Here is a 23,638-nt window from a genome sequence, read left to right as displayed (position 1 = left end):
CGTTCAACCACCGGATTTAGGATAAAGGAGAAGAAATATGAGTGAAAAAAATGAGCCGGCCACGGAATCGGCGGAACGAATACTCGTCATCACTCGCATCTTCGATGCACCGCGCAGCCTGATCTTCAAGGCCTGGACTCAGCCTGAGCATCTCGCACGCTGGTGCTGTCCACGCGGTTTCACCACGCCTTTCCACCAGTCAGACATTCGGTCGGGAGGTGCCTGGCGGGTCTGCATGCGTTCTCCAGAGGGCAAAGATTATTGGGTTCGAGGTTTCTATCGGGAGATTGTGGAACCGGAGCAGCTTGTCTTTACTCATACCTGGGAGGATGAGGAAGGCAAACCCGGTCATGAAACGCTGGTGACGGTAAGTCTCACCGAGCACGACGGCAAGACAACACAAGTCTTCCGTCAAGCAATCTTCAAATCGGTCGAAGATCGTGATTCGCATGAGGGAGGCTGGAACGAGTCCTTTGATAATCTTGCCGATTATCTGGTACAGGTGTCGACACACGGAAAATGAAGTGAGAAGCGGCTGAACTCAGTTATCTTTGCAAGACGGTGAAAATCAGCCTCGATGAGCCATGACAGGGCTCTACCCGGACAATTCATAAAAAAACCGTTCAGCTTGTCGATTTCGTGGGTCCTCGTTCGACATAGAGATAGAGCCTGGTTTATCCCGCCGAGTTCGTCCGGGAAGCCTGGCTCCCAACCCGAAACCAAATGGAGGTGCAACAATGCGATTCATGGTAATGATCAGAGCTGACAAGAGCACAGAAGCAGGCGTCATGCCGAGCGAGAAGCTACTCACGGATATGGGGAAGTACAACGAGGAACTGGTGAAGGCCGGTGTGATGCTCGCGGGCGAAGGGCTTCAGCCGAGCTCGAAGGGTGCCCGTGTCAAGTTTTCCGGAGACAAACGTACGGTAATTGACGGGCCTTTCACCGAGACGAAAGAACTGATCGCCGGTTACTGGCTGTTCCAGGTGAAATCGAAGGAGGAGGCGATCGAGTGGGTCAAGCGCTGTCCCAATCCTCTTGAAGGGGAGTCCGAGATCGAGATTCGCCAGGTATTCGAGGCGGAGGACTTCGGTGACGAATTCACGCCCGAGCTCAGGCAGTCGGAGGAGCGCATGCGTGCGCAGATAGCCGGCAGGCAGTAGTCGCATCACGGCTGAATGGACGTTCCTTAAGTTTACTTACAACCTTGAAGGAGACATCATGCAAGTTCAAACCTATCTATTCTTTGATGGCCGCTGCGAAGAAGCACTGGAGTTTTATCGCGGCGCACTCGGTGCCGAGGTGACGATGCTCATGCGCTTCAAGGACGCGCCTCCTGAACCCGCTGAATCCAGTGAAGCCGGAAAATCCGGTGAATCCTGTATGCCTCCTGCTGGTTCCGAAAATAAGGTAATGCATGCGAGCTTCCGCATCGGTGATACCACGGTGATGGCTTCCGACGGTCACTGCCAGGGACGGCCGAGCTTCCAGGGCTTCTCATTGTCGCTCATCGTCTCCAGCGAGGCTGAGGCCGACCGGCTATTCGCTGCGCTGGCCGAGGGCGGGCAGGTGCAGATGCCGTTGGCTAAAACTTTCTATTCGCCACGCTTCGGTATGGTAGCCGACCGCTTTGGCGTGTCATGGATGATTTATATGGAGCCGTGAGGGTTGCAACCACCGGATGCAGGTTCAACACTGTTCAAGTGACCTAAGTGCGTATCCGGCGGGTTACCTCTTGTTGGTTTACGCTGCGCTAACCCAACCTACGTTCTGACCGGGGCCGTATGCGCTGAATTGCGCGCACACCGCCCGGTGACGGAGCTGAGAAGAACGAGGCCCGCGACAAATAGCGCCCAGGTTTCGGGTTCGGGAATCGGCGCAACTTCAAGCTTGCCAAAGAGACCTTCGGTTTCATCGCGCGGCCCCGCCGCGAAATAAAGCGCGTCAGCTCTGCCGAGGCTTGCGCCATTGCCGAATTGCAGTCCCCACAGCCCGTCGATTGATATGATGTTGCCCTGTGCATCGCGTAGATAATCGATCGCCGTATGGGTGGCGGGGTCGAATGCCACGATGCTGCCATCGCCGAAATTGCCCACCAGCAGATCGCCGCTGTAGATGCCGAAGCCATCCGGTGCGAATGCGACGCCCCAGGGGGCGTTCAGCAGCCCACGATCATCCCAGGTATGCAACAGGGTACCCGACGTGTCGAACTGTGCAAGCCGCCCAAGGCCCGCCCCGCTTACCTCCTCGCCGCCCAGAATTTGTCCCGGCTGGGCGGGATTTTCCTGTGTTTTGGCATAAGGTACAAAGAGACTTGTGCCGTCGGGACCGGTCAGTGCCTGGATGTTGAAGGGCGCATAGCTACCCGGCTGGGTGGGTGCCGATGCCGAGAAGGGATTTGTAAATGCGCCGGGCGCACTAGTCTCGGCGAATGCGCTGTTAAAGCTCTGGATTCCGGCATGAGGTCCGAAATTCGCTACATGGATGCGGTCATCACCGGGACCCATCGCGATGCCGAAATAATGGGCACCTGCCGATGACCGGTCGACGACGAGCTTGGCGAACGCCGGACGATCGAAGCTTCTGTCGGGATTCTTGCGTTCCGTCCACGCGGAAATGGTGCCGGTATCCGTTACGAAAATGAACTTGGCCGGTTCGGTGATGGATCCCTGCGTAATGGTGAATTGCGCGCCAGGGTTGAATACTACACCTGTCGGTGTTCCGGGAGAGACAACGTTCCCCGTTGTGGGGCCGGGAACCGTCACCAGCCGGAGATCGTCCGCGAACAGGGGAACTCCTCCTACATCTCCAACGAACTGGTTTGTCGTTCCGCCACCGTTGCTTTCTACCCAGAAATGCCCGCCCAGACCGGCGGGGCGGGTCGCAATTCCCCAGGCATTGATAAGACTCGGATCGACGATGCTTGCGCCGTAGGCATCTGTACTCGCAACCAGATTGGTCTGCTTGTATCCGGCAGCGTGAACCGGTATCGCGATTAAAAGGAAAACACCCAACAACCAGGCACTGCTTTCGTGTTTACGGGTCATGTTCATTTTCTCTCCTTTATGGGTGTGACGCAGCATGAACGATGGGGCAAAATAATGCTGTTGCCGGTTTGTAACCCGATTGATAAATCCATCGCAAATCCAGGCGCGAATAATGTTTGCTGAATCGGCTGGCTTGCCCGGGAACGGGCTGGCGGGCGGTTGGCGAGTTGCGGGCCTCCCTAATGATGGCGCGCCCTCATTAGGCGAGATAGAGAGTCATTCTCGTTGAGAATGAGAATGGTAATTATATTTGAGTCTCAATGAAAGGAAAATTTTTTCTTCGATGACTTCTCCGGCTCGGCTTTTGTTATGCGCGCTTCCGCACAGAAGCGAGACTTGGCCTGGGTATATAACGAAACTGAGAAAACACAAAAAGGGCGACATTGTAAAAAATAGTATCCCCAACGGGCAATATTCGATCAGGAGGTGAAAATTGATTAACAATGATCGTAGTGATTTGCCACCGCCCGATTCATCCCGGTTTCCACCGGAGCTAGTCTTCGGAATGGATTTGCTGTTGAAGCGCTCATCTCGTACTGAAGATTTCGAGGCTGAAAACCGCGCGCTCGTAATCTTGGCTGATGAGCTTTCGAACCGGCCCCGCAATCTTTTGCAGAAACTGGCGGAGATCGCCCTTGAGCTGTGCCATGCCGGATCCGCCGGCATCAGTATCCTCGAATCCGATAGCAAAGCTTTCCGGTGGCATGCCTGTGCCGGGTCGTTCGCGAGCAATGCGGGAGCCCGGATACCTTATGCCGAAAGCCCGTGCGGCATTGTGCTGGAGCAAAATTCGCCAATTCTGTTTCTGGAACCGGGCAGCTATTTCGCCCCGCTGAAGAACATGGAGCCACGGATAGTGGAGGCTTTGATCCTGCCGTTCCATGATGGGAACAGGCCCGTGGGCACCGTTTGGGTAATCCAGCACTCAATCGAGCGCAAATTCGACAGGGAAGATGTCCGTCTGATGACCAGCCTGTCGCGCTTTGCCTCCGCGGCTTACCACATTATGTGCTCCATTAATAAGAGCATGGATGCGCGTGACTTGCTTGAAAAGCGAGTGGATGAGCGCACCACGGCGTTGTCACATGTCAATAAAACATTGCGGAATCAGATCCAGGAACGGGGACAGATCGAGGAGGCGCTGCGAAATGCCCAAAACCAGCTTGAAGCCGAGATTGCTTCTCTTAATTGTCTGCACGAACTCAGTTCGCGTCTGGTTGATACCTCCGATTTGCCGACTGCACTAAGAGAAATATTGGGAGCGGCCGTTGTCTTGCTTCGCGCCGATATGGGCGTTGTTCAGTTGTATGATCCGGTAAACAAACTATTGACCATTGCTGCTCACCACGGCTTTGAACAGGATTTTCTCGATCAATTCAGAACCGTCGATGCGGATGGGGACGCTGCTTGCTCCCGCGCGCTGGCCAGCCGGCAACGGTGGATGATCGAGGATGTCCGGGCAGACGAACGCTATGCGGGTTACCGCGCAGCCGCCGATAAGGCGGGTTACAGGGCTGTCCAGTCCACACCCTTGTTCAGCCGCGATGGTCAACCGCTGGGCATGCTCACCACGCATTTCCGTTTGCCCCATATCCCAGCCGAACACGAACTGAGCATGCTCGATCTCTATGCGCGGCAGGCCTCTGATTTTATCGAGCGCCTGCGCATAACCGAGAAACTGCAGGAGGCGGATCGGCGGAAAGACGAGTTTATTGCCACACTTTCACATGAGTTGCGCAATCCTCTGGCGGCGATCGACAGCTCAGCCATGTTAATGGAATCACCTGATCTGGGCAGCAGGGAGCGCGAAAAAGCCATACGGATCGTACAGCGTCAGTGCAGGGCCATGAAGGTTCTCCTGGATGATCTTCTGGATATTTCGCGCTTGTCGCTGGGACGAATGACGCTTCATAAGCAGTGCGTGACGCTGGCTTCGATCATAGACGCCGCTGTGGAAGTCATGCGGCCCCATATCGATACGGCCCATCACATATTATCGGTAACGACCCCCCCTTCATCGGTAGTGGTTTATGGCGACCCGATGCGGCTTAACCAGATTTTCACCAATCTGTTGGCCAATGCGGCGAAATATACCGACCCCGGAGGCAGGATCGCCCTGGATGTCAACACAACTGCCGAAGGCGTAGTGGTAAGCGTTACGGACAACGGTATCGGTATTGACCCATCGTTTACCGAGGAAATATTCGGTATGTTTTCACAGAGAAAATCCACAAGTGATCGAACCGCCGCTGGACTGGGCATTGGACTTGCCTTGGTGCGCGCCATTGCCGCGCTGCATGGTGGCTGGGCGCGTGCCGAGAGCAGGGGGCTTGGGCAGGGCAGTACTTTTCGCGTCGGGTTGCCGCTGGCAAAGCCGACGGAGATCGCCGCGCAGATATCTCCTTCAGGGGTGATGCAGTCCGCTCCGGATTCTGGAGCTCATGCATTCAAGGCAAAATACCGGATTCTTGTTGCAGACGACAATATGTCGGCGGCTACTGCAATCTCGATGTTGCTGCAGCGCGGCGGGCATGAAACAACTGCCGTTCACGATGGCCGTGCGGCGCTGGAGGCGGCGGCACGATTTCTGCCCGATATCGTATTGCTGGATATTGGCATGCCTTATCTCAATGGCTATGAAGTAGCGCGCCAAATTCGATCGGCGCCCTGGGGTGCGAATATGCGTCTGTTTGCGGCTACAGGATGGGGTCAGGAAAAGGATAAGAAGCTGGCAAAAGAAGCCGGCTTCGATGTTCACATGACAAAGCCCATCGATTTCAAACAATTGCTGTCGCTGATAGAAGAGCACGGCAGGAAGGAGTAATATTTCCCATGCACCCGGGAGGTGCACGGTAGATCATTTATGTAAATACCGCTGTATGATCTTCGATAGGATGGGAGAGCGATGCTCCATCCATCCTACCAAAAACTACCGGTTCGAGTCTGGTCTGTGAATGAGCCTAAAAGTTGGCGACAACCGTCAAACGATAAATGCGCGGTGCACCCGGCAGGATATTGTTGTTGTTGTGAGCGGACGCAACATATTCGATATCGGCGAGATTTTCGATATTTGCCTGGACGCGCAAGGTCTTGTTGAGTCGTACGAACATCGCCGAATCCAGTCGCGTGAAGCCCGGCAATAGTACGGTATTGTCAAGCGCGGCGTACATGCTGCTGCGATAAACCACCCCAAGCCCCAAACCCAGCCAGGGCGCGAAATCATAGCGATTCCACATCGAGAAGGTATGTTTGGGGACTTGCGCCACGACCGCTCCCGCTTGCGCGCCAGTGATTGCGCGCGTGATCTCGGCATCCGTGTAGGCGTAGCCCCCCATGACGCTCCATTGCGGGGTGATGCGGCCCATCAAACCAATTTCAGCCCCTCTGGCACGCTGACCGTCGACCAGCATGGTTTGGGCGGGCTCATTGGGAACGGGCGCGATGACATTGTTGCGCTCCAGTTGATACAACGCCGTGGTAAGAGCCAGATCTGGACGGATATCCCACTTTGCGCCCAGCTCCAGATTCATGAACTGTTCCGGTTTAAGCGCCGCATTGCTCAGTGTCAGCGAGGTAAGCTGGTCACCGGCGCGCGGTACATAGGCCAGGCTATAGTTGCCATAAATCGACATCGTTTCGATTGGCTTGTAAATCAGGCCCGCTCTGGGCGAAACCAATCCATCATTGGTATGGAATAGCTGTCCCGTGTTGTTGTTGCGGAATTTTGTATCGAAATTATCGTAGCGTATGCCCAGGACCGCTTTAAGCTGGGGGTGCAATGTGATCTGATCCTGCAGATACACACCCACCACCTCAACAACGCCATGATTATTGGCGGTAGCGGTGCCACCACTGGCACCGCCGGTGGGGTCGGGCCTGAATGTGAGAGGAGTCAGGCTGATCGGGTTAAAAAAAGGTACGGTTGAAGTTCTGCCGGGGTTGGTAAAATTGTTATTGAAATAACCGTTGTTGCGGAAATTATCCGTAACCTGGCGGCCATATTCCACGCCGGTCATGATTTCATGCTTCACCGGACCGGTATTCAGGGTATAGAGAAAATCCGTCTGATTGAAAATATTATCGCGCTGGGTCGCATCGTTATAGGCCTGAACATTTACCGTTCCCAAGGCACTTTGAGCCGTTGCCGGCCCATTGGGAAATACATTCTGATAAAACTTATCGTAACTGGCATAACGTGTGCGATTACGGACAGTGAGCCCATTGTCGAACGCATGCTCGACCAGCGAGTTCAATGCCCAGACGTTAACACTGTTGGGGCTGCGGTTCGGATCGCCGAAGAATGTCGAGCGGTGGGTATCGGCTGGGCGGCCTGAATCCACGACGCCGGATACGGTTCCAAAAGACGGGATACCCCGATCACCTACGCGGTTGTCGGTAAAATATTCCCCGCCCACAACAATTTTGGTTTGCGCGCTGGGCTTTATGGTAAAGGTGGGATTGACCCCGCCACGCTCCAGGTCCACGCCATTACGGAAGCTGTTCGAGTGCTCGTACATGGCATTGAGGCGAAACGCGGCCACCTCGTTAATGGCCCGGCCGATGTCGACCGTCACCCTTTTCTGGCTGAAAGACCCATACTGTGCCGAAATTTCAGTAATCGGCGTCCAGCCGGCTTCCTTGGTTACGCGATTGATCACGCCGCCCGCGCCGCCACGGCCGAACATCATGCCATTGGAACCCTTCAGGACCTCAACCCGGTCGATGTTGTAGAGATCGCGAAAATACTGAACGTCATCGCGCAGCCCATCCACATAGAAATCGCCTGTGGAATTATTGCCGCGAAAAATTACCGCATCGCGATTGCCTTCCCCTTGCGAGATGCCGACGCCCGGCACATAACGCACCACGTCGCCCATGCTCAGCATGTTTTGATCTTTAATCAGATCCCGCGTCACCACAGTAATCGATTGCGGGACATCGCGCAGGGGAGTATCTGTCCTGGTAGCACTGTAACTTTTCGTGGCCATATAGCCATCCGTGGGGCCTGTTATGGGATGCGCAGTGACATTGACCGGAGGCAATATCATGGGTTGATTAGCTGCCGTGGTAGATTTTCTGATGGCATACCCGCCGGCTTGCGCCACTGCTTCAAGACCGCTTCCGGACAGCAGGCGGTTCAGCCCGGCTTGCTCGGTAAAGCTGCCTTTCAGTTCGCGTGCCGCCATTCCTTGTACGTCTGCGGTGTTGAACGTGACGTTGATGCCCGCCTGTTTCGCAAACTGATCAAGCGCTGTTTCCAGCGAGCCCGAAGAGATATCGTATGCGTGAACGGCGGTCCCGGCGGGAGCCGCGGCGCTGGCGGGGGGCTCGGCTGAAACGTTATGCGGGAGGCCCATGGCAATGCCCACGCCAAAGCAGATTAACCCGCTATTCAGCGCCTTTGTAAATGAACCATAATAGCGTTTTTGCCTGATTTTCGCGGTTTGTTTGAGCTGGATAGCGGCCAAACCGCGTGCCGGTTTCAGATGATTGTTACTTCTACGTGACACGATATTTTCCTGTTGGCATGCTGATTTAATCGAGTTCTTGAGTTTTAAAAAATATTATTATATTTATAATTAATTAATTACGTGCATCGGTAGCGTCGGAGCGTACCGGGCCTTCTCGCTGCCGAATAACACTGACAACGTTAATGTCACTAATAATACGTACCGTTCTCATTATATCTTGATTATATAAGAATTACACATAAAACGGCGATTATAATAAAGTGTGGATAGACAAATTCTGCCGTTTTGTAATAGTCTAGCCAAAACTCATTAATGGGCTTATCAAGTCTCCTGCTGCGGTTGGCAGGCAAGTCGTACAGGTTTATGTTTCAATATGAACTTTCCGGGAGGTGGAGCATGAAGATGACAAAACCGGGAGGCGCAACATCCGGTTTGATGCTGGCGATAGCGACCGTTATTGTTATTACGGCAAATAGTGCTTGGGCAGCGCCGCAGGACGTTCCCTCTCGCGGCTTCGTCTGGAAAGATGGGGCCGAAGTCTACGCCAAGATCTGCGGGTATTGCCACGAATCCAACGTCGGGCCTGTCATTCGAGGCCGCGATCTTCCCGCGGCGTACATCCGTACCATCGTGCGAAATGGAAACCGGGCGATGCCGTCCTTCCGCCCTTCGGAAATCGACGATGAGTCGCTGGCAAAACTGGCTGAGTATATTTCGAAAAACTAATCAACCGGCGGAGGAGGCCTGATCCATGGACATTAATCGGCGCAATCTCATGAAAGGCGTATTGACGGGGGGCGCGCTGCTGGCGCTGGGCATTCCTCCGGGGACATTCGCCAGCGCGCCCGCCGGGAGGGCCGGAAGATTCGGCTTGCTGCTGGGAAACACGCCCCTGGATGCCGAATTTGCCGCCGGCATCCGCACGGCCTATGCCGCCAATGCCCGATATATGGCTACGGAGAGCGGGGCGACAACTGGGGCAGGGGTGGCGGGGCTTGACGCACCGCAGGTGGTAAAGCTGACAGGCGGGCTGCTCAATGACTATGAGAGAGCGGCCGGATTGCTGGAAAAGTCCCGTGATACGCGGTGGATTGCCGTGATGGACGATGGCAGCGCGGCGATTTTCATGGAACTGGCGCGCAATGCCGGTGCCAGGCTGATCTTGCTGGGTTCACACGCGTCTTCCGGTGATGACGCCTTCATGCACGGTATTTCCCCCGGTATTCCCGAGCTTCGCCACGTATGGGCCGCCGCATCGCCGATGCACAGCGCGGGAGGTATTCTTGCCTCCCGGCTCATCGAGAATCAGGGCAGTTTTTCCATCGTAGAGAATTTTCTTTCCGCAGAGCATTCTTCCACGCAGATGCGGGCGGATAGCATAGCGGCAAGCGGGCCTAACCCCGGTTCTTTTACCTATCGGCCAGGCTTCCTGGCTTACCGGCTCGATGGACCGGATGCCATCCATCTCCATTGTTCCGGCCTTTCGCCTTCGGACGGATGCGAATCGCTTGGCTGGAACACAGCGGGAGGATGGACACCTGTTTCCCGGCAGGTATCCACCCACGAAGCAGGCGCAAGGAGGGGGGCTGGGCAACCTCAATCTGCTGGCTGGGTGGAATCGGTGGGTTATGCCGTCATGGCTGCGGCGCTAGGCACGAGTGCGCTTCAGGAATCCTGCTCCAGCCGCGCGTTCGTGCACCGGCCAAGTAAGGATAAAGCGAATGGGCACAGTGGACCAACCGGCCCGGGGGAGCGGTTCACCTCATTCGTAATCGACATTTAGCGTAGCACCAAGGAGAACAAACAATGGCCGGTAAATATATTGCACTGCCCAAGGGGGTATCCGAACAAACCTTTGATGCCGCCATCAAGGCATTTCGCGGTGTTCTTGGCGAGGCATCCGTTCTCACCAGCGCGGAACAGCTTGCACCTTACATCAAAACCATGATGCCGGTGCCGGACTCCGAACATGCCCCTTCCGCGGCGCTCATGGCCACAACGGTGGAGCAGATCCAGAAGATTGTGGGTATCTGCAACCAGTACAAAGTACCTGTCTGGCCTATCTCAACCGGCAAAAATCTGGGCTACGGCTCCGCGGCGCCGGCTGAACGCGGCCAGGTCGTACTCGACCTCAAGCGCATGAACCGCATTCTCGAAGTCGACAAAGACCTGGCCTACGCCCTGGTCGAGCCCGGGGTCACCTATAAACAGCTCTACGACCATATCGCCGAACACAAGCTGGGCTTATGGCTATCCATGCCGGCTCCCTCGGCGATTGCAGGGCCGGTCGGCAATACGCTGGACCGGGGGGTAGGCTATACGCCCTATGGCGAGCATTTCATGTTTGCCTGCGGCATGGAAGTGGTGCTGGCGAATGGCGAAGTGCTGCGCACCGGCATGGGATCGATGCCGAACTCCAACACCTGGCAGGTATTCAAGTGGGGCTACGGTCCTTATCTGGATGGAATCTTCACCCAGTCCAACTATGGCATTGTCACCAAATTCGGCTTCTGGCTCATGCCCGCTCCACCCGCTTTCAAGCCGTTTGTTATCCAGTACGAGCATGAAGAGGACATTGTGGAGATCGTGGAAATCATCCGGCCGCTGCGCATCAACGGCGTGATACCCAACGCCGTCGTCATCGCCCATGCGTTATACGAAGCGCCGGTGAAGGCGCGGCGCAGCGACTATGTGACCGGGCCCGGATCGATTACGGACGAGGCGGTGCGCAAGATCACCAAGGACCACAAACTGGGAATCTGGAACGTGTATGCGGCGCTTTACGGCACACAGGAACAGATCGACGTGAACTGGAAGATCGTGACGCAGGCATTCAGCAAATCCGGCAAGGCAAAGATCCTGACCGAGAAAGAGGCGGCTGAGGACCCCGCATTTGTTTACCGCGCCAAGCTCATGCGCGGGGATATGACGCTGACGGAATTTTCCCTCTACAACTGGCGCGGCGGCGGCGGCTCGATGTGGTTCGCGCCGGTTTCCCAGGCGCGCGGCAGCGAGACGCTCAAGCAGATGTCCCTGACCAAGCAGATTCTCGGCAAGTACGGACTGGATTATTCCGGCGAATTCATTGTCGGCATGCGTGACATGCATCATGTCGTCGATGTCTTGTACGATAAGACCAACCCGGAACAGGTGAAGGCGGCCTACCAGTGCTTCGACGAGCTGGTGACGACGTTTTCAGCGCAGGGATACGGAATCTACCGGGTCAATACTGCGTTCATGGACAAGGTGGCTGATACCTACGGCCCGGTGCAGCGCAACGTCAACAAGATTCTTAAAAAGGCGTTGGACCCCAACGGAATCCTCGCTCCGGGGAAATCGGGCATTCGGCTGTAGAAATTTAGCCGCTGGAGGTTTAGAGGGGGCGCACGCCTATCGCGTTTTCCTTTACTCGGGGTGACGCCGGACTGTTGCCAGTGAGTACCGCTATTGGGTACCACGGCTCATGACCGCGCCGCGCCAGAGATCATTTTTCAGGAAGTAATCAAATAATGAATATCGGAGGCCAGGGATGAGAGAAATCAAGGCGGCAACGATACGCCGGAAGGGCGGTCCTTTCCAGATCGAGACGCTCAGTCTGGATGAGCCGCGCCCTGACGAGGTGCTGGTACGGGTGGTTGCAGCCGGCATGTGCCACACGGACATGGTGGCACGCGACCAGCTCTATGACGTGCCTCTGCCCATCGTACTCGGACACGAAGGCTCAGGCGTGGTGGAGCAGGTCGGCGGCGGCGTGAAGAAAGTGACGGTAGGCGATCACGTCGTGCTGACCTATATGTGGTGCGGCCACTGCAAACCCTGCTTGCGCGGCGATCTGACCTATTGCGAAAACTTCTATGCGCTTAATTTCGGCGGCACCCGTGAAGACGGCAGCACGGCTACCCGAGATGCGGGCGGGCCGATCCACGACCATTTCTTCGGACAGTCATCGTTTGGCACTTTTGCGCTGATCCACGAGCGCAACGTCATCAAGGTGCCAAAGGATGCTCCGCTGGAACTGCTCGGCCCGCTTGGCTGCGGTATTCAAACCGGCGCGGGAGCCGTGATGAACGCGCTTAAAGTCAATCCAGGCAGCAGTTTCGCGGCGTTCGGCGGCGGCGCGGTGGGATTGAGCGCCGTGATGGCCGCACGCGTGGCGGGTGCCGCTATCATTATCGCGGTGGATGTGGTGCCGTCTCGCCTGGCGCTGGCCATGGAACTTGGGGCGACCCATACCGTAAATAGCCGCGAGACCGATCCGGTTGAAGCCGTGCGGGAAATAACTGGCGGCGGCGCCGATTTTACGCTCGAATCGAGCGGCCGCCCGGCGGTACTGCGCCAGGCCATCGATGCGCTCGCCATACGTGGCACCTGCGGCATCGTGGGGGCGCCAGCCCTGGGGACCGAGGCGAGTTTCGATGTGAATGGCGTAATGACGACAGGCAAGCGTATTATCGGGATCATCGAGGGCGACGGTAAGCCGGATCTCTTTATCCCCGCTCTGGTCGCGCTTTATACGCAGGGACGTTTTCCGTTCGACAAACTGGTGAAATTCTATACGCTGGAGCAGATCAATCAGGCGGCTGAAGACAGCGAGAAGGGAGGCACGATCAAACCGATTATCCGGCTGGAATCCCAGGTGGAGCCCTGAGCACAGTCCGGCTTCACCGGGAATTACCATTGGGTGGTGATCTTATTCCCTTAGCCTTTTCCATATGAGGGCTCGGTTGAATGATGGCGCTGTATTGAAGAAAGATGGAGGTTTTCTATGGAACATAGCAGCAACAAAAAATCCTTACTGCATTACTTGGGGTTATGGGAAAGCGGTCAATAATCTTCTATCACAGGTGCCAAACGCCCTAGTTTCCTTCTCGAAACTCATATTCAGCTTGAATATTTATAAGAATTATTTCGAGAAAAGACCTCTGTACAATTGAACTGAAGATTCTGATTCTTCAGATACGTATTCCTCTTCTACCGACTTTCTGATGATCTCCACCAGACGTCTTGCCCCGGGACCGGCAAAGTCCGGATTGGCCAGAACCAAGTAGAGCGGTACCTCGCGCGTTCCACCTTCCCGCAACGGCAGTGGTCGGAGCATCCCTGTCCGCAATTCTTCGCGAATATGCTCCTCCGGCAGCCAGGCAAAGCCATATCCCATGCAGACTGCCTGAATCGACGTGGCGACCTGACCCACCGTCCAGCGCTGATCCACCTCGACGGTTACCGCACGTTGATCGCGCTTGGCACCCGAATCCCGTACTACCAGATGGCGATAGGCGCGCAGGTCCCGATAGGTCAATTCCCGGCCATGATGATGCAAGGGATGATCGGCATGAGCCACCGCGAGCAATCGTATCCGCATCAAGAGATCGCCAAGAAATCCGGGTGGCAGCTGCGGCAGAATCGCCAGATCCGCCTCCCCATTGAGTAGCGCATCCGAAGTGCCGCCAATCACGGATTCGATCAGCTCGACCCGCGTACGGGGGCTTTCCTGACCAAAACGCTCCAGACAAGCCAATAGCAGGCGAGAGGGAAAGAGGATTTCAGCGGCGATGTGTATGACCGCTTCCCAGCCGGCCGACAGCGTGTGGGCCGCCCGCTCCAGATCATTTGCCTCATCCACCAGCGCCAGCGCACGCCGGTAGAGCATCTGTCCGGTCGGCGTGAGGATCGCCTTGCGCCCTTGAATCTCGAACGCCTTCACCCCAAGCAGGGATTCTATTTTTTGCACCGCATAGGTAACGGCGGATTGACTTTTGAACAGCGTTTCCGCTGCTTGGGCGTATCCGCCAGCGTCCACGACCGCGATCAATGATCGCCATTGCTCCAGGGTGATATGAGGCGCCATCATAACCTATCTAATAAATAGATGATCTATACCAGATTATTGTACTTTTTTATCTGATAGATAAGAAGTTAAATATCATTACTTTCATTGATGGAGAGAAATTCCATGAGAACCCTGCAACTCAATTCAAGCATCTTTCCTTCCGGTGACCAATCCAGTCAGCTCGCCGATCAGTTTGTCGCCACGTGGCGCGCGAGCGAGCCGGACGCGCATTTGGTCGTCCGAGACCTTGCATATATCTACCACTGACTGATTCGGAACGCGCCGGGACTGGTGACAGGTACCGACCGGCATGACGTATTGGTGGTGGATCAGAAGTAACGGGTGCGAAGGTTACATATTGAAGGGGATGCAATCTTGCTCCCTATAACTGAACCAAGAGAGGTGAAATTCCATGCTTAATCAATCCCGCTTTGATGATATAGGTAAGCTGATCGTACGCATGATGGTCGGCGTCCTGATGCTGCTTCATGGTGTACACAAGATACTGAATCCCGGATCTCTCGACTCAATCCGCAACATGCTCGCATCCATCAGCTTGCCGTCGTTGCTGGCCTATGGCGTTTATTTTGGCGAGGTAGTGGGCGCCCTGATGGTTATCCTTGGAATCTATTCACGGATTGGGGGTTTGCTCATTGCCGGCAACATGCTATTTGCGCTAGCATTGGCTCACCGGGCGCAGATATTCACGCTTACAAATATGGGTGGCTGGGCATTGGAGTTGCAGGGGTTTTTCCTTTTGTCAGGGCTAGCAATCATATTTCTGGGCAGCGGCCGATTCGCCTTGAAACCGGACTAACCGGGCGCTGGCTGGAATACGTCCCATCAGGAACATCGATCTCGAATGCCTTCAGTCTGCATACGTGCATACGTATTAAGGCACTGCAATCACCCCCAACTTAGGAGAGTCGTTATGATGAAGCTGGAAATATCGGAAATGGGCGCAGCAAAATATTCCTGCAAGGCTGGGTGGACCGGTGTCTTGCGGGTGACAAGCGCGCTGCCTGGGAGGATCTGAAAATGACCGATGCCGCCCTTCAAGATCGTGCTGCCGGCGCCATCATGGGCGCCTTTATCGGAGACGCCCTGGGCGTTGGACCTCACTGGTATTATGACCTGGATGAGCTTCACCGCGACTATGGTGACTGGATCACAACATATACGGATCCCAAGCCCGGCCGTTACCATGAAGGCCTGAAAGCAGGCCAGTTGTCGCAGGCAGGCATTATTCTCAGGCTTATGCTCCGCTCGCTCGTCGATCAAGGTGGTTATGACGAAGCGGATTTCTGCAGGCGGATGGACGAAGAGCTCTTTCCCTTGCTTGACGGCACTCCAGCGAACGGACCCGGCGGATACACCAGCCAATCCATCCGCAACGCCTGGCGCAAGCGCGTCCAGGAGAAACTGCCCTGGGGACAAACAGGCGGCAATGCCGATACAACCGAAGCCATCGAACGCACGCTCGCCCTGGCGGTTCGCTACGCGATGCAGCCCCACGAGCTGGCCACCGTTATTTCGAATAATGCCCGCCTTACCCAAGTCGACGATGTTGTGCTATCGATGACAGTCGCTTACGGAGCCGTGCTCGGCCTTCTGGTCCAGGGACAAAAGCTCGACAAGAACCTCTCCGGTACCATGATGCAATTGGTGAAATCGGGTCAACTGCCTTTTCACGCAGTGACGCACTCGGATCTGCAACCGCCCCGCCCCGGCGATCCGGATCCTCCTCGCGCGGGAAGGTTTGCGTCACCTGACGCATTGCTGACGCCATCGTATGTTTCCACCGCCGCGACAGATCCCGCCATCGCAATAGAACCCGCGTGGAAGGTGTCCCTCGTATACGGCATGCCTTGCGCCATCTATCACCAGCTTCCCGCAGCCTACTACCTGGCTGCCCGCTTCCCTCAAGACTTTGAATCGGCTGTGCTGCACGCCCTGAATGGCGGAGGGCAAAACCAGGCGCGCACCATTTTGACCGGAGCGTTAGCCGGAGCCCAAACCGGGCTGGCTGGCATTCCCCAGCGCTTCCTCGACGGCCTGGAAGAAGGCCAAACGCTCAGGAAGCTTGCAATGGAATTGGCGACGAGAGTCGGCGTCTAGCCCGGCCGCCGGACGGCAAGTCAGATCGTATTCGGACAATAAGGAGGATGATATGGTGCAGAAAATTGCGATTATAGGAAGTGGAAATGTTGGCGGCGCACTTAACCGGGGCCTGGCCCGGGCCGGCTATGAGGTTCGTAACAGCCGCAAGGAAACGGTAAAGGAAACCGCAAACTGGGGCGAGGCCGTGATGATCGCGGTTCCCTACACTGCAATCGACACCGTGCTGCATGAGCTGGCAGATGCAATTGACGGGAAAGTGGTTGTGGATGTGACCAATGCATTGACTCAAGACATGCGACTGGCACTGGGTTTTTCAACCAGCGGCGCTGAAGCGCTCCAAAGGAAAGCCCCGAAGGCACGCGTCGTCAAAGCCTTCAATACCGTCTTTGCACAACATATGGATACAGGCAGCGTGTTGGGGCAGCAGCTCACTCTGTTTGCCGCAAGCGATGACCAGCAAGCCCGTAGCATGGCGCTGGATTTTGGCAGGGCAATCGGATTCGATGCGGTCGATGCAGGTCCCCTTGCCAACGCTCGTCAGCTTGAGGCGTTAGGATATTTTCATATCCAGCTTGGATACGTTCTGGGCAACGGCACCAACGCCGGATTCAAATTTATTCATTAGGCGGATGAGCGGGCAACGCCTGCTCCCTTCATTTTTTTCGGCTCATGGCGTTACAACAGGGATTTTGTTTGATTCTCCGATTTCATTTTTTACCAAACAACAGCGGGAGCAACGATGGCAAACGAATCTAGCGCGGCAACAAATGGAAGCGGCCCCCCATACTCGGGTTTCAATGGGCAATATATTAGCGGCACATGGCGTCCCGGCAAGCAAGGGGGAATATCCCAGGTGGAGTCCTGAGCACAGTCCGGCTCCGCCGGTATTACCATTGGGCGGTGATCTATTCAAATTCTTAATGTAGAATCTCGGATTATATTAGTAACATTTTATTTATGAATAAATTATATATATTATGGTTGATTCTAAAAAGAGAGTCTCAATATGAAGTCTGATAGACCAATGCATGGTCGCCGCACTATTCTGAAAGCATCAGCAGCATTGCTCGCTGCGGGCATACTGCCACTGGCTGGTTCCGCTTTTACGCAAATGGCTCTGAACCGGACGCAGACCAGATCCTTGGGCCTTTTTATCCCATTATGAGCAAGCCCAATCGCACCGGAGACCTGACGCGCGTACCCGGCGGGTCGGGGCGCGCCAAGGGACAGCTTCTCATCGTCAAGGGCCGCGTGATCGACCCCGCTGGTAAGCCCGTCGCGGGAGCGGATGTCGAAATCTGGCAAGCCAACGCGGTGGGGCGCTATGCCCACCCCGACGATACGAACCCGGCACCGCTCGATCCCAATTTCGACGGTTTCGGCGCGGTGACCACTGGCACCGATGGCCGTTACCAGTTCAAGACCATAAAACCGCCCCCCTATCCCGTCACCCCCACCAGAAGGAGGCCGGCACACATTCATTTCGATGTCAGGGGCCGCCATGATGAATTGATAACATAAATGTATTTCGAGGGAGATCCCTACCACAAGACGGACCCATTCCTTCAGAGTGCGTCCAATCCGGAAGCGTTGATCGTAAAACTGAGCCCGCCAGCACCGGAGGAGCCCGATTTCATGGTGGCAGAATTCAATATGGTATTCCGGGGTTAATCAAAGCGAAAAAATGACTGGGTGAAAACAATTTAGCGGGTTAAACCAATCACCCTGTAGCGGACTCACCCAAAAGGTGGGTCTCAAATGATGCATAAAATCTTTATGAATCATAGAACTAAACTCATAAATGAGCGGTCAACTGCCGGATTCAGGTTTAATAAGGAAAATCATGACTCTTAAACTTCATACCATCATCTGCAGCACGCGGCCGGGCCGTGTCGGACCTCCCGTCGCCAACTGGTTTCACGAACTCGCAGTGCTGGATGGCAAGTTTGACGCCGTGCTGGTCGACCTCGCCGAATTCAATCTTCCGGTATACGATGAACCGGAACATCCCATCCGCCAGAACTACCACCACGCGCATACCAAGAAATGGGCCGCCAGCGTCAATGCCGCCGATGCCTATGTGTTCGTGACGCCGGAATACAACTTCGGACCGCCACCTTCGCTTTTGAATGCACTGAATTACGTCTACAAGGAATGGAACTACAAGCCGGCCGGGATTGTCAGTTATGGTGGAGTCTCGGGCGGCATGCGTTCCGCACTGATAGAAAAACTCACTTTGACCACGTTGAAAATGATGCCGATGGTGGAGGCTGTCACGGTGCAGAATGTTTCCAGCCACCTCGATGACAACGAAAATTTTCTGCCGGGCGAGCATCACAAGAATTCAGGTGCGACGTTGCTGAATGAGTTGTACAAATGGGCGCAGGCGCTGAAAACCATGAGGGAATGAGTCGTCCGATCCGCGAATCCTTTCATTGTGGTTAATTTCTGAATGCCCCGGACTGGTGCCTTGCTTTCGTTGTCGCGCGAACATCATACCTCGCTGGTCATGGCGCGTACCGCACGGCGCGCGGCTAATGAAAACGAGAACGACGCGATGGCCCGTGCGGTCGCGATGACCGCGGCAATGGCCTCCATCGAGGCTCATTGGCATACACTGATGGCCGCGCATTTCGAGAAGGAGGAACGGCTGATACGAATCGCGCAGGATACACTCGATCCCCAGGCGGTAACGCGTGTGCTCGCTGAACATGCCGAACTGCGTATACTTGCCGCTGGTCCGTGCGCGCTTGAACCTGCTGCGCGCCTGCGGCGCTTCGCTGACCTTATCAGCGCACACGTGCGCTATGAGGAACGCACGCTTTTTCCACAATTGCAGTCCCATCCCTGTATTACCGATGTTGTTACCGATGCCGATCCTTAAGCGGCGTTTCCGATCAACTTCAACTTATTCAACCAACTCAGCAAGGAGATCCGCATGAATTTTCCCGATTTCTATGAACAGGCGCCGGTGGTGCTTACCCACGATCCATTTGCCGCTACGCTGGGCGCCTCCCGTGATGGCGTGCTCGAATATCACTATGAGGATGCGGTACGTCTGGCTGGCCATTCCTGCCCCACCGTCGCCGGTGCGTTTCTGATGGGACGTGCGGCGCTGGCGGCGCTTTATCCGGACGAACCTGCCGAGCGTGGTGCCATTGCCGTGCATATGCCCGCACCGGAAAAGGAAGGTACCACCGGTGTCGTCGCGCAAGTGCTGACTTTGCTCACCGGCGCGGCCGCCGATAACGGCTTTCATGGTATCCAGGGACGTTTTAAACGCAGAGGATTGCTCAGTTTCGCCGATCACCGCGAAGGTGATGCGATTACCTTCAAGCGCCTCGATACCGGCACCAGCGTGGCGGTGAGCCTGGATGTTTCGCTGGTACCGAGCGATCCGGCTCAGGGGGGGCGTTTAGCCGCCATCCTGCAGGACAACGCTGACGATTCCCAGCGTGCCGCCTTCGCCGAAGCATGGCAGGAGCGCGTGCGGCGCATGCTGCTGGAGTTTGCCGACGACCCGCGGGTAATACGGCTTACGCCCGTGCAGTAATCGTATTTCTTTCTGTTTCAAGCTGCTACAGATTGACGAGGTGCTCACCTCGTCAACATGATAGGGACCCATTAGCTGAGGAGCTCAAAAGCCTTTGCTGATTCTCTCTTATCAGGCCGTTTTTTTAACCCCGTAGCGGGCCTCTCCCAGAAGATGAAAGTCAAATAATACGAAATATTGTTATTAATCATAACACTGATCTATTAAATGAGGGGTCAACTACCGGATTTAGGTTTAGCGGTTCCATGTTTTGCTTCTTTTGTCGTGTTGCGCCGTTTTTTTTTAGTTTTTATTGGCGGCATAACTTCTCCCCATTTTTTTATTCGCTTGCCAATTTTTTTTATTTTGAGTTATGTGGGGGAGATGGTGTTTGGTTCCTCCACAATGTAAAGAAACTACCCGAAGAATTTTCGGGTTTTGTTCTTAAAATATACTCATCTGTACTACTCTCCCATTCCAGCTCCCCGATTGCTTCCAGCGATTTTTTTGGTGTTCCGGATTTAATATGCTAATAACATCCCGTTTGTCATAAGGCAGAGCTCTAGAATTTTTCCGCTGAGAAGTATTTATCAGAAGCAGATTTCAGGCCTGTCACTCATCCTATCAAAAGAATTTTCTGACTGTGTGCTACCGCACAGAAGAAGCCTGGCCGGATTTCTAATATTCGTTCCTGTTTTTTAATTATAGCGAGTGGTGTACATGTCGCCCGTAGATGAAATAAGGGATTTTGGCTAACGGAGAATCGGTGATGACGAACTATCATGTTTATGGCATTACTATGAATTCAAAGGGAAAGCCGTGAGTGCCGCCAATTTGCATCCTCAACTGCATCATATGAGCGCCGCCACTCCTGATGCTCAACCGCACCATATAGCTCCCAGCCATGTTCATTCAGGGGGGCATCAGCATAATCATCAACATACTGCGGAATGCCCGGCTTGTGTAGCGGGTCGCAACGATCATCCGCTTCCGAAAGAAGTCAGCGAAATGATGGCGAGTCGCGAGCACCGCATGCACCACTGGCTTTGGCACGAAGTTCGGAACAACTGGCACCGGTACCCGCGCGATATCCAACAGAAGATCGATGACTTGGGCTGGAGACCGCCCCGGCCGGTAATGGATGAAAGCGGTAATCCGAATCTCGAAAACGATTCCGGCGAGGATTTTCTTTATATGCACCGGCAAATGATCGCGGACGTCAATGCTATCCTGAAGCAGGTTGGTGATCCAAATTATCCGCGAGTGCAGGGTTGGCTGGAGGCACCTCCACCCGATGACCCAAGTTACCCCGTGCCGCCCGCCTGGTTTGACCCGACAAGCGGACAAGCTCAGTTCGCGAATATCGACCGGATTAAATCCAATGTCTTTTACGAGAAACGCTTTCGCTTCTGGCAAAAAACGTTCATTGATCCCGTATTCCTGCGTAGCGTGACCCTTGGCAAACTCGGCGTAATAATGGAGATGACAATCCATAACGCGATGCATATGAGGTGGGCGGCTTCATCCGGTTCTGTTCGCCCCGATCCACTGCAATCCACGGGAGAAATCGATCCCCTGAAAGGCGAAGTGATCGGCATGGAATGGGATGACCCCCGGTACAATTTTCTGGGAGATACCTACTCCAGCCACGTTAACCCGATATTCTGGAAGCTGCATGGCTGGATCGATGACCGGGTTGAGGGCTGGAAGCTCGCCAATGGTGTGTTTGGAAATAACTTCTGGAAGGGGACATGGACAGGGAAGATGCCCGGCCACGAGGAGATGGCCGCTCCCCATGCATTGCACGGAATTGCAGGGCATGAGGTTTCTCCCATGGCCGAATCGCAGCAGGTCGCCAATCTAATTGCCCAGACTGGTGTTTTTCAGCGTAATCCATTCATGCCACAGTTTTCTATGGAGTCTTGGTAGATGGAGTGGCGCTTCACGCTTATTTTTGCAACGCATGAAGGAGGCTTGCGGAATTGACAATGAGGAAAATTTTTTAAACATCAATTTATCATAAATGAAGGAGATTCTTATGAACGGTTACCCACAGATGGAAGGCAATCCCCAGGCGGCACGCGGCTACGGCGGTTACCCGGCCCTGGAGGCACAGCGCGGTTATGGTGGCTACCCCGCCCTGGAGGCGCAACGTGGCTACGGTGGTTACCCAGCCCTGGAGGCGCAACGCGGCTACGGTGGTTACCCAGCCCTGGAGGCACAGCGCGGCTATGGCGGTTACCCCGCCCTGGAGGCACAGCGTGGCTATGGCGGTTACCCAGCCCTGGAGGCGACACGCGGCTACGGCGGTTACCCGGCCCTGGAGGCGCAACGCGGCTACGGTGGTTACCCGGCCCTGGAGGCGCAACGCGGCTACGGTGGTTACCCAGCCCTGGAGGCACAGCGCGGCTATGGCGGTTACCCAGCCCTGGAGGCGACACGCGGCTACGGTGGTTACCCGGCCCTGGAGGCACAGCGCGGTTATGGTGGCTACCCCGCCCTGGAGGCACAGCGCGGCTATGGCGGCTATCCAGCCCTGGAAGCCCAGCATGGTTGCTGGTAATCAGGATTGGTATCCTTTACACGCTCTCTACACATTTTCTGAGAGCGCTTGTTAAATCAGGGGAAGATACGGTGAACCCACCCATTCCGAAGCAGCTTGTCGATACGATGGCGGTCCGCGCACGCCGAATGCATAACTACCTTTGGCATGAGGTGCGCGATAACTGGGTAAATTATCCAAAGGATCTGCAGGAGGAGCTGCGCACGGCTGGGTGGGAGCCGCCCCGGCCAGCCCGGGATGAAAGTGGAGAACCGTTCGTAAACAATGACTCTGGCGAGGACTACCTGTATATGCACCGTCAGGCTATCCGATACGCGAACAAGATACTGACGCAGGCCGGCGATCCAGATTACCCGCGTATAGAAGGCTGGCTGGAGATACCGTCTCCTGGTGATGCAGACTTTCCTGTTCCAGCACCGTGGTTTGATCCCGGAGAGTTCCCGGTAGTCACCCAATTCATGACGCGATCCAAGACAGATCTTACCTTCGAGAAGTACCTCAAGCCGTGGGAGAGCCTGTTTACAGACCCCGGTTTTTTGAAGGATATAAGTCTGGGCACGCTGGGCTCGCTTATCCACTCTACGGTACATGACACCGTAAAGCGGAGATGGTCAGCTGTACCCGGTGGTAGGCGTCCCGATCCCGGTCCCGAGGTCGAGACAATTCCAGTCGAGTGGGATGACCCGATGTACGACTATCTCCCCGACTTTTATTCGATGCAGATAAATCCCGTGTACTGGAAATTCTACGGTTGGGTCGACGACCGGGTTGAGAACTGGAAAGTGGTTCATGGTGTTTTCGGGAACGATTTCTGGAAGGGCAGATGGATGGGGAAGATGCCAAACGCAGGGGAAGGAGCGCCTGCCGGTCTCCACGAGAGACTAGAGGATCCAGCGGTTGCCGACACGCACGCCGCAGAGACTGAAAAACTGCTTCTGACCATCGGACGAGGCATTGCATCCGGAGGCACACCCGCGTAGGGCTCATTGATCTTAATTGAGATTCATTCGAGCGGCAGCCGATTCATCATTGATTAGAATGGCCTGTGAAAAAACCATTTTTGCGGACCAATAC

23 protein-coding genes are annotated in these 23,638 nt (G+C 55.1%); 20 read left to right on the top strand and 3 right to left on the bottom strand.

Annotated features, from left to right (window positions below; all coding sequences use genetic code 11):
• The first annotated feature begins 37 nt into the window (after nt 1-37).
• The 3 genes from BLO43_RS02285 to BLO43_RS02275 all read left to right on the top strand — a co-directional run bounded on the left by BLO43_RS02285 (nt 38) and on the right by BLO43_RS02275 (nt 1,665).
• Entirely contained in the window at nt 38-523 is a 486-nt protein-coding gene (locus BLO43_RS02285) for an SRPBCC domain-containing protein (protein WP_090905593.1), read from the top strand.
• A gap of 214 nt (nt 524-737) precedes the next feature.
• Nucleotides 738-1,163: a YciI family protein gene (locus tag BLO43_RS02280; RefSeq protein ID WP_090905592.1), complete on the top strand. Its 426-nt coding sequence runs from the start codon at nt 738-740 to the stop codon at nt 1,161-1,163.
• Nucleotides 1,164-1,221: 58 nt separating this feature from the next.
• Nucleotides 1,222-1,665 carry a VOC family protein gene (locus BLO43_RS02275; protein ID WP_090905591.1) on the top strand — a complete coding sequence of 148 codons (444 nt, stop codon included), beginning with the start codon at nt 1,222-1,224 and terminating at the stop codon, nt 1,663-1,665.
• A gap of 98 nt (nt 1,666-1,763) precedes the next feature.
• Here BLO43_RS02275 and BLO43_RS02270 read toward each other — a convergent pair whose 3' ends face one another.
• Nucleotides 1,764-3,053 carry a TIGR03118 family protein gene (locus BLO43_RS02270; RefSeq protein WP_175443820.1) on the bottom strand — a complete coding sequence of 430 codons (1,290 nt, stop codon included), beginning with the start codon at nt 3,051-3,053 and terminating at the stop codon, nt 1,764-1,766.
• 427 nt (nt 3,054-3,480) lie between these two features.
• Between BLO43_RS02270 and BLO43_RS02265 the strand changes: the two genes are divergently transcribed.
• A complete protein-coding gene (locus tag BLO43_RS02265) occupies nt 3,481-5,871 on the top strand; it encodes a hybrid sensor histidine kinase/response regulator (RefSeq protein ID WP_139149220.1) in 2,391 nt (796 codons plus the stop codon).
• A gap of 136 nt (nt 5,872-6,007) precedes the next feature.
• Here BLO43_RS02265 and BLO43_RS02260 read toward each other — a convergent pair whose 3' ends face one another.
• Nucleotides 6,008-8,557 carry a TonB-dependent siderophore receptor gene (locus tag BLO43_RS02260; protein ID WP_090905588.1) on the bottom strand — a complete coding sequence of 850 codons (2,550 nt, stop codon included), beginning with the start codon at nt 8,555-8,557 and terminating at the stop codon, nt 6,008-6,010.
• Nucleotides 8,558-8,914: 357 nt separating this feature from the next.
• On the opposite strand from BLO43_RS02260, the gene BLO43_RS02255 reads away from it, so the two are divergent.
• The 4 genes from BLO43_RS02255 to BLO43_RS02240 all read left to right on the top strand — a co-directional run bounded on the left by BLO43_RS02255 (nt 8,915) and on the right by BLO43_RS02240 (nt 13,166).
• Entirely contained in the window at nt 8,915-9,244 is a 330-nt protein-coding gene (locus BLO43_RS02255) for a c-type cytochrome (RefSeq protein WP_090905587.1), read from the top strand.
• 25 nt (nt 9,245-9,269) lie between these two features.
• Complete coding sequence (locus tag BLO43_RS02250; protein ID WP_090905586.1) at nt 9,270-10,301, top strand: hypothetical protein; 1,032 nt, start codon at nt 9,270-9,272, stop codon at nt 10,299-10,301.
• 23 nt (nt 10,302-10,324) lie between these two features.
• The gene (locus BLO43_RS02245; RefSeq protein WP_090905585.1) at nt 10,325-11,872 is read left to right on the top strand and encodes an FAD-binding oxidoreductase; all 1,548 of its coding nucleotides are present in this window, start codon (nt 10,325-10,327) and stop codon (nt 11,870-11,872) included.
• Nucleotides 11,873-12,047: 175 nt separating this feature from the next.
• Nucleotides 12,048-13,166, top strand: coding sequence for an NAD(P)-dependent alcohol dehydrogenase (locus BLO43_RS02240; protein ID WP_090905584.1), 1,119 nt, complete (start codon nt 12,048-12,050; stop codon nt 13,164-13,166).
• Between the two features lie 255 nt (nt 13,167-13,421).
• Here the strand turns inward: BLO43_RS02240 and BLO43_RS02235 are convergent, their stop codons facing one another.
• Nucleotides 13,422-14,369 (bottom strand): LysR family transcriptional regulator, encoded by a 948-nt coding sequence (locus BLO43_RS02235; protein ID WP_254773284.1) that lies wholly within the window; start codon nt 14,367-14,369, stop codon nt 13,422-13,424.
• 102 nt (nt 14,370-14,471) lie between these two features.
• Between BLO43_RS02235 and BLO43_RS02230 the strand changes: the two genes are divergently transcribed.
• The 12 genes from BLO43_RS02230 to BLO43_RS02175 all read left to right on the top strand — a co-directional run bounded on the left by BLO43_RS02230 (nt 14,472) and on the right by BLO43_RS02175 (nt 23,544).
• Nucleotides 14,472-14,615, top strand: a complete 144-nt coding sequence (locus tag BLO43_RS02230; protein ID WP_139149219.1) for an NADPH-dependent FMN reductase family protein — start codon at nt 14,472-14,474, stop codon at nt 14,613-14,615.
• A gap of 145 nt (nt 14,616-14,760) precedes the next feature.
• Nucleotides 14,761-15,165 carry a DoxX family protein gene (locus BLO43_RS02225; RefSeq protein ID WP_090905583.1) on the top strand — a complete coding sequence of 135 codons (405 nt, stop codon included), beginning with the start codon at nt 14,761-14,763 and terminating at the stop codon, nt 15,163-15,165.
• A gap of 221 nt (nt 15,166-15,386) precedes the next feature.
• Nucleotides 15,387-16,466, top strand: a complete 1,080-nt coding sequence (locus tag BLO43_RS02220) for an ADP-ribosylglycohydrolase family protein (RefSeq protein WP_090905582.1) — start codon at nt 15,387-15,389, stop codon at nt 16,464-16,466.
• Between the two features lie 52 nt (nt 16,467-16,518).
• Nucleotides 16,519-17,094, top strand: coding sequence for an NADPH-dependent F420 reductase (locus tag BLO43_RS02215; RefSeq protein WP_090905581.1), 576 nt, complete (start codon nt 16,519-16,521; stop codon nt 17,092-17,094).
• A gap of 114 nt (nt 17,095-17,208) precedes the next feature.
• Nucleotides 17,209-17,334, top strand: coding sequence for a hypothetical protein (locus BLO43_RS17140; protein ID WP_302847659.1), 126 nt, complete (start codon nt 17,209-17,211; stop codon nt 17,332-17,334).
• A gap of 188 nt (nt 17,335-17,522) precedes the next feature.
• On the top strand, nt 17,523-17,990 hold the full coding sequence (locus BLO43_RS02205; protein WP_368086127.1) for a dioxygenase family protein: 468 nt from the start codon (nt 17,523-17,525) through the stop codon (nt 17,988-17,990).
• A gap of 322 nt (nt 17,991-18,312) precedes the next feature.
• On the top strand, nt 18,313-18,879 hold the full coding sequence (locus BLO43_RS02200; RefSeq protein ID WP_090905578.1) for an NADPH-dependent FMN reductase: 567 nt from the start codon (nt 18,313-18,315) through the stop codon (nt 18,877-18,879).
• A 42-nt stretch (nt 18,880-18,921) separates the two neighbouring features.
• Nucleotides 18,922-19,353 carry a hypothetical protein gene (locus tag BLO43_RS02195; protein WP_090905577.1) on the top strand — a complete coding sequence of 144 codons (432 nt, stop codon included), beginning with the start codon at nt 18,922-18,924 and terminating at the stop codon, nt 19,351-19,353.
• 54 nt (nt 19,354-19,407) lie between these two features.
• Nucleotides 19,408-20,022, top strand: coding sequence for an FmdE family protein (locus tag BLO43_RS02190; protein ID WP_090905576.1), 615 nt, complete (start codon nt 19,408-19,410; stop codon nt 20,020-20,022).
• 798 nt (nt 20,023-20,820) lie between these two features.
• Nucleotides 20,821-21,930 (top strand): hypothetical protein, encoded by a 1,110-nt coding sequence (locus BLO43_RS02185; protein WP_217628009.1) that lies wholly within the window; start codon nt 20,821-20,823, stop codon nt 21,928-21,930.
• A 109-nt stretch (nt 21,931-22,039) separates the two neighbouring features.
• Nucleotides 22,040-22,564, top strand: a complete 525-nt coding sequence (locus BLO43_RS02180; protein ID WP_090905575.1) for a hypothetical protein — start codon at nt 22,040-22,042, stop codon at nt 22,562-22,564.
• Nucleotides 22,565-22,635: 71 nt separating this feature from the next.
• Nucleotides 22,636-23,544 carry a hypothetical protein gene (locus BLO43_RS02175; protein WP_139149218.1) on the top strand — a complete coding sequence of 303 codons (909 nt, stop codon included), beginning with the start codon at nt 22,636-22,638 and terminating at the stop codon, nt 23,542-23,544.
• Nucleotides 23,545-23,638: the final 94 nt, after the last annotated feature.

It is taken from the genome of Nitrosospira sp. Nsp13 (assembly GCF_900101945.1).
Lineage (GTDB): Bacteria > Pseudomonadota > Gammaproteobacteria > Burkholderiales > Nitrosomonadaceae > Nitrosospira > Nitrosospira multiformis_D.
This window is presented reverse-complemented; position numbering and strand designations above follow the sequence as displayed.

Excerpts from the sequence above, each read along its gene's own strand:
- BLO43_RS02275 (WP_090905591.1), top strand. The coding sequence starts at position 1,222 with ATGCAAGTTCAAACCTATCTATTCTTTGATGGCCGCTGCGAAGAAGCA.
- BLO43_RS02270 (WP_175443820.1), bottom strand. The coding sequence starts at position 3,053 with ATGAACATGACCCGTAAACACGAAAGCAGTGCCTGGTTGTTGGGTGTT.
- BLO43_RS02200 (WP_090905578.1), top strand. The coding sequence starts at position 18,313 with ATGACTCTTAAACTTCATACCATCATCTGCAGCACGCGGCCGGGCCGT.
- BLO43_RS02180 (WP_090905575.1), top strand. The coding sequence starts at position 22,040 with ATGAACGGTTACCCACAGATGGAAGGCAATCCCCAGGCGGCACGCGGC.
- BLO43_RS02190 (WP_090905576.1), top strand. The coding sequence starts at position 19,408 with ATGAATTTTCCCGATTTCTATGAACAGGCGCCGGTGGTGCTTACCCAC.
- BLO43_RS02240 (WP_090905584.1), top strand. The coding sequence starts at position 12,048 with ATGAGAGAAATCAAGGCGGCAACGATACGCCGGAAGGGCGGTCCTTTC.
- BLO43_RS02250 (WP_090905586.1), top strand. The coding sequence starts at position 9,270 with ATGGACATTAATCGGCGCAATCTCATGAAAGGCGTATTGACGGGGGGC.
- BLO43_RS02220 (WP_090905582.1), top strand. The coding sequence starts at position 15,387 with ATGACCGATGCCGCCCTTCAAGATCGTGCTGCCGGCGCCATCATGGGC.
- BLO43_RS02230 (WP_139149219.1), top strand. The coding sequence starts at position 14,472 with ATGAGAACCCTGCAACTCAATTCAAGCATCTTTCCTTCCGGTGACCAA.
- BLO43_RS02255 (WP_090905587.1), top strand. The coding sequence starts at position 8,915 with ATGAAGATGACAAAACCGGGAGGCGCAACATCCGGTTTGATGCTGGCG.
- BLO43_RS02225 (WP_090905583.1), top strand. The coding sequence starts at position 14,761 with ATGCTTAATCAATCCCGCTTTGATGATATAGGTAAGCTGATCGTACGC.
- BLO43_RS02285 (WP_090905593.1), top strand. The coding sequence starts at position 38 with ATGAGTGAAAAAAATGAGCCGGCCACGGAATCGGCGGAACGAATACTC.
- BLO43_RS02245 (WP_090905585.1), top strand. The coding sequence starts at position 10,325 with ATGGCCGGTAAATATATTGCACTGCCCAAGGGGGTATCCGAACAAACC.
- BLO43_RS02195 (WP_090905577.1), top strand. The coding sequence starts at position 18,922 with ATGCCCCGGACTGGTGCCTTGCTTTCGTTGTCGCGCGAACATCATACC.
- BLO43_RS17140 (WP_302847659.1), top strand. The coding sequence starts at position 17,209 with ATGGCAAACGAATCTAGCGCGGCAACAAATGGAAGCGGCCCCCCATAC.
- BLO43_RS02215 (WP_090905581.1), top strand. The coding sequence starts at position 16,519 with ATGGTGCAGAAAATTGCGATTATAGGAAGTGGAAATGTTGGCGGCGCA.
- BLO43_RS02280 (WP_090905592.1), top strand. The coding sequence starts at position 738 with ATGCGATTCATGGTAATGATCAGAGCTGACAAGAGCACAGAAGCAGGC.
- BLO43_RS02235 (WP_254773284.1), bottom strand. The coding sequence starts at position 14,369 with ATGATGGCGCCTCATATCACCCTGGAGCAATGGCGATCATTGATCGCG.